The sequence below is a fragment of the Streptomyces sp. genome (assembly GCF_036566765.1).
Lineage (GTDB): Bacteria > Actinomycetota > Actinomycetes > Streptomycetales > Streptomycetaceae > Streptomyces.
The window spans coordinates 1-4,480 of the sequence record NZ_DATCVQ010000538.1 but is presented as its reverse complement, the minus strand read 5'-3'; the positions used below and the strand labels follow the sequence as shown (position 1 = coordinate 4,480).

Here is a 4,480-nt window from a genome sequence, read left to right as displayed (position 1 = left end):
CGTCCACCACGCCCAGATCGTCGAGCTGCGCCGCCGCAGAAAGTCCTACGCCGCCATCGCCCGGGAGATCGGACTCAGCAGCGGCACCATCCGCCACTACGTCAACCGGCACCCGCTGGAGGTGGCGGCGTGAACACCTGCTGCACCTGCGACCTGCACGAAGACAGGTGGAACCCCTTCGACCCTCTCTACATCAGCGGCGGCAGTCAGCGCCCCGACTGCAACCGGCACGACCTCAACGAAGAAGCCACCCGCAACCACGCCGAGGTGAACGCGTGAAGATCGTCAAGAAGAGCAACGGCCGCAACCACTGGTACGTCGACGTGGAAACCGGCGACCGCGTCCCCGGCGTCACCACCGTCCTCGACCAGGGCCTGCCCAAGAAGGCCCTCATCAACTGGGCCGCCAACGCCACCGCCGATTACGCCATCGACCACTGGGACGAGCTGTCCAAGCTCGCACCGTCCGCCCGCCTGACCAAGCTCAAGGGCGGCCGGTACGCGGTCAAGGACGAGGCGTCGAACCGCGGCACCCAGGTCCACAAGATGGGCGAGCGGCTCATCCGCGGCGAAGAGGTCGTCGTGCCGGACCTGCTCCGGCCCTACGTCGACTCGTACGTGCGGTTCATGGACGAGTTCCAGCTCCGGGCCCGCCACATCGAGGCGGTCGTCTACTCGGCGACGCACCGCTACGTCGGCACCCTCGACATCTTCGGCGACATTCTCCTGCCGGACATGCCGGAGTACGACCACCTGCCCCGCGACGACGACGGCTTCGTGTGCAACTGCCTGCTCGACGCGAAGACGAACCGGTCGGGCATCTTCGGCGAGACAGCGCTCCAGCTGTCCGGGTACCGGTTCGCCGAGTTCATGCAACCGGACCCGGACGACCCGGAGTCGGCGTTCCCGATGCCCGAGGTCACGTTCACGGGCGCCATCCACATCCGACCGAACGGCTACTCGCTGGTCCCGGTCGTGACCGGGCCGGAGCAGCACCGGGCGTTCCTGTACGCGCAGCAGGTCGGGATCTTCGACCAGGGAGCGCGGGACCTGATCGGTGAGCCCGTCGAGCCGCCGACCGCCTCGCGGTACGTGCTCGTGAAGGCCGCCGCGCTCGAGGAGGCGGCGTTCTGATGGCCGCCAACATCTCCGAAGTCCTGCTCGAGCTCCAAGCCGACCCGCCCGTCCTCGTCAAGGACAAGAAGGGCCAGGTTGGCAACCAGAAGACCAAGTACGCCGACCTGGTCCAGGTCAACGAGCAGGTGCTGTCCCGGCTCAACAATCTGGGCGTGATCTACAGCTGCACGCCCACCCTCGACGACGAGGGCAAGTTCGTCCTGGCGTACGAGCTGGAGCACGTCGAGTCGAAGACGTCGAAGGCCGGCCGGTACCCGCTGAAGCTGTCCGAGAACCCGATGCAGATGGGCTCGGCGATCACCTACGCCCGCCGGTACGTACTGCTCGCCATCACCGGCATCGCCGCCGAGGACGAGGACGACGACGGGCACGCCGCCTCCGGCCACCGTACGACCCAGCGCGCCGCGCAGCCCCGCCAGCAGAAGCCAGCCCCGGCGCCGCAGGAGCAGCCCACCGCGCAGCGCGCCCAGCGGCCCGCCGCGGGCCCGCCCCCGCTGCCTGGCGAGCGCACCGACGGCATCACCCCCGCGCAGCAGAGCCTCCTGCACGTCCTGCTCGGCAAGGCCGGCAAGTCCAACCGCGAAGCCGGACTCGGCTACATCAGCGACGTCCTTGAGCGCGAGATCACCAGCACCAAGGAACTCAGCAAGGCCGACGCCAAGCGCGTCATCGACCACCTCCAGGCCGCCGTCGACAAGCAGGAGCAGTGACATGACCACCGCCATCGAATCCCCGATCAACACCGCCGAGAGGATCGCCCCCGCTCCGGCCACCCGCGAAGACGCCACCCGCAACGCATGGGTCCGCCACTACGCCGCCCAGGCCCTCGCCTGCTGGGCCACGTTCCGGGCCGAGATCGACACCCTGCCTCGCAACCCGAAGCCCGGCTCCCGCCCCGACATCGGCTACCTGGCGCTCGCCGCCGTCTCGTCCACCACCGCCGCCGTCGCACTCACCGAAGACCCAGACACCCCGGCGCTGATCTGGGACCTCACCCCCGAGGCGGGGGCCCTCAACGGCGAATACGTGGAGTGGCTGACCGACCTGCTCGTCCAGCACGGCATCAACCCCGGCCACATCGACCCCGACCTCGACCCGGCCGACTTCGCCACCCAGGAGCAGCCCGCATGAGCAACGAGACCGTCATCACCGTCATCGGCAACCTCACCGACGACCCCGAGCTGAGGTTCACCCCGTCCGGCCACGCCGTCGCGAAGTTCCGCGTCGCCTCCACCCCCCGCATGTTCGACAAGCAGTCGCAGGAGTGGAAGGACGGCGAGCCGCTGTTCCTGTCCTGCTCGATCTGGCGCGACGCCGCCGAGCACGTCGCCGAGTCCCTCACCCGCGGCGCCCGGGTCATCGTCGTCGGTCGGCTGCGGCAGCGGTCGTACGAGAAGGACGGCCAGAAGCGGACCGTCATCGAGCTGGAGGTCGACGAGATCGGCCCGAGTCTCCGCCACGCCACCGCCACCGTCACCAAGGCCGGCAAGGGCGGCGGTCAGCAGTCGCGAGCCGCTTCCGCGCCGGCCAGCGATAGCTGGAGCGACGAGCCCCCGTTCTGACCCACCCAGCCCCGCCCGGACCGGCCGGCACCGCGCATCGAGCGCGCGACGGGGCGCCACCCACACGACCACCACCACCCAGGGGGGACCTGTGAAACAGACCTACAGCGCCGACGAGGTCCGCGCCCTGCTCTTCGCTGCCTACACCCACGGCCGGTACGACGCCGACATCAACGAGCTCCAAGCCACCTGGGCTGAGCGACGCGAACCCGGCTTCACCCGCGAACGCCGCGTCGCCCGGCGCACCGCCGACATGACCGCCGCCGCCGACCGGCAGCCGTGGAACACCTGGCGCGGCCAGTACCCCGGCGGGCCCGTCGACTTCGAGACCGGCAAGCCGGTCCGCCACCTCGGAGCGGTCGCGTGACCGACCTCAACCTGTGGGAGGGCATGGACACCGTGGCTCCGGAGGAACCCAACCCCTACGACCCGGAGCAGTGGCCGGAAGAGCACGCCGACTTCGAGGCCGACAAGCAGCGTGCCCGCGCCCAGGTCCGCGCCGAGCGGGAGCGCCAGCGCCTCACCGAGGAGACCGAGCGGGAGTACCTGCGGCTGCGTGCCCGCAAGCTCGCCGAGCAGCGCCTCAACGACGAGCAGCACCAAGCAGTCGACGACGCGCCCGCCAGCTCGTGGGCGCCCCTGGACCTGTCCGCCATCCTCGACGGGTCGTACGTGCCCGAGGAGCCGTCGCTGATGCCCCGCTGCGACGGCGTGTGCCTGCTCTACCCCGGCCGCGTCCACACCTTCCAGGGCGAGTCCGAGTCCGGCAAGAGCATGGTCGCCCAGGCCGAAACCGCCCGGATCCTCGCCGCCGGCGGCCGCGCCGCCTACATCGACTTCGAGTCCGACGCCTCCGTGGTCGTCGGCCGGATCCTGATGATGGGCGCCACCCGCGAGCAGGTCGCCGCCGGGCTGCTCTACCTGCGCCCGGGTGTCCGCCCGCACGCCACCAACGACGACCGCGCCGCGTTCGAGCAGCTGCTGCGCGACCGCCTCGACCTGGCCGTCATCGACGGAGTCACCGAAGCCGCGTCGGTGTTCGGGGTCGCGTCGAAGGACAACGACGAGATCACCGCCTGGAACCGGCTGTTCGCCCGGCCGCTGGCCCAGCAGACCGGCGCCGCGGTCATCCAGGTCGACCACGTCACGAAGGACTCCGAGTCGCGTGGCCGGTTCGCCATCGGCGCGCAGGCGAAGATGTCCGCCCTCGACGGCGCCGCGTACGTCGTCGAGGTGAAGGAGCCCCTCGGCCGGGGGCTGCGCGGCGTGGTGGTGCTGCGGGTGGCCAAGGACCGGCCGGGCGCGATCCGGCCGAACTGCGGCCAGTTCCGCAAGTCCGACCGCACCCAGGAGGCCGCGCAGGTCGTCGTCGACTCCACCACCGACGGGGTGATCACCGTGACGGTCGAGCCGCCGGGCGCGGACGGGACGGACGGACGGACGGACGAGTTCCGCCCCACCGCCCTGATGGAGCGGGTGTCCCGGTTCCTCGAGTCGCAGCCACCCGGCCTGTCCGAGAACAAGATCACGGGCGGGGTGGAGGGCCGGGCGGTGCAGATCCGCAAGGCGCTCACCGTGCTGGTCGAGGAGAAGTACGTGGCGCGGCAGCAGGCGGGCCGGGGGTTCGCGCACCAGTTGGTCGCCGCCTACCGGCAGTCCGAGGACCCGAAGTCCGACAAGTACGCAGCCGACTCTGGAGGGCCGATGTGGCACCGGGACGAAGTCGAGCCGCCGAACTGGGGCCCGGAGTGACTTCGTCCTCGTCCCTGTCTAACACAGGGA

At 70.6% G+C, this 4,480-nt stretch carries 7 protein-coding genes and 1 pseudogene; all 8 read left to right on the top strand.

All coding sequences use genetic code 11. The features are described from left to right. Positions 1–16 precede the first annotated feature (16 nt). The gene (locus tag VIU94_RS44795) at positions 17–133 is read left to right on the top strand and encodes a winged helix-turn-helix transcriptional regulator (RefSeq protein WP_414721045.1); all 117 of its coding nucleotides are present in this window, start codon (positions 17–19) and stop codon (positions 131–133) included. After that, positions 130–279: a hypothetical protein gene (locus VIU94_RS31370; protein ID WP_331916574.1), complete on the top strand. Its 150-nt coding sequence runs from the start codon at positions 130–132 to the stop codon at positions 277–279. The genes VIU94_RS44795 and VIU94_RS31370 overlap by 4 nt, the downstream gene beginning before the upstream one ends. Beyond that, positions 276–1,133, top strand: coding sequence for a hypothetical protein (locus tag VIU94_RS31365; protein WP_331916572.1), 858 nt, complete (start codon positions 276–278; stop codon positions 1,131–1,133). The genes VIU94_RS31370 and VIU94_RS31365 overlap by 4 nt, the downstream gene beginning before the upstream one ends. Then, a complete protein-coding gene (locus tag VIU94_RS31360) occupies positions 1,133–1,846 on the top strand; it encodes an ERF family protein (RefSeq protein WP_331916570.1) in 714 nt (237 codons plus the stop codon). Before VIU94_RS31365 ends, VIU94_RS31360 begins: the two co-directional genes overlap by 1 nt. A gap of 1 nt (position 1,847) precedes the next feature. Next, the gene (locus tag VIU94_RS31355; RefSeq protein WP_331916568.1) at positions 1,848–2,267 is read left to right on the top strand and encodes a hypothetical protein; all 420 of its coding nucleotides are present in this window, start codon (positions 1,848–1,850) and stop codon (positions 2,265–2,267) included. Then, positions 2,264–2,689: pseudogene (locus VIU94_RS31350) on the top strand (single-stranded DNA-binding protein); the annotation flags it as partial. The gene VIU94_RS31355 and the pseudogene VIU94_RS31350, both read left to right, overlap by 4 nt. A 100-nt stretch (positions 2,690–2,789) precedes the next feature. After that, a complete protein-coding gene (locus VIU94_RS31345) occupies positions 2,790–3,065 on the top strand; it encodes a hypothetical protein (RefSeq protein WP_331916566.1) in 276 nt (91 codons plus the stop codon). Next, positions 3,062–4,450 (top strand): AAA family ATPase, encoded by a 1,389-nt coding sequence (locus VIU94_RS31340; RefSeq protein ID WP_331916564.1) that lies wholly within the window; start codon positions 3,062–3,064, stop codon positions 4,448–4,450. The genes VIU94_RS31345 and VIU94_RS31340 overlap by 4 nt, the downstream gene beginning before the upstream one ends. The last annotated feature ends 30 nt before the right edge of the window (positions 4,451–4,480 follow it).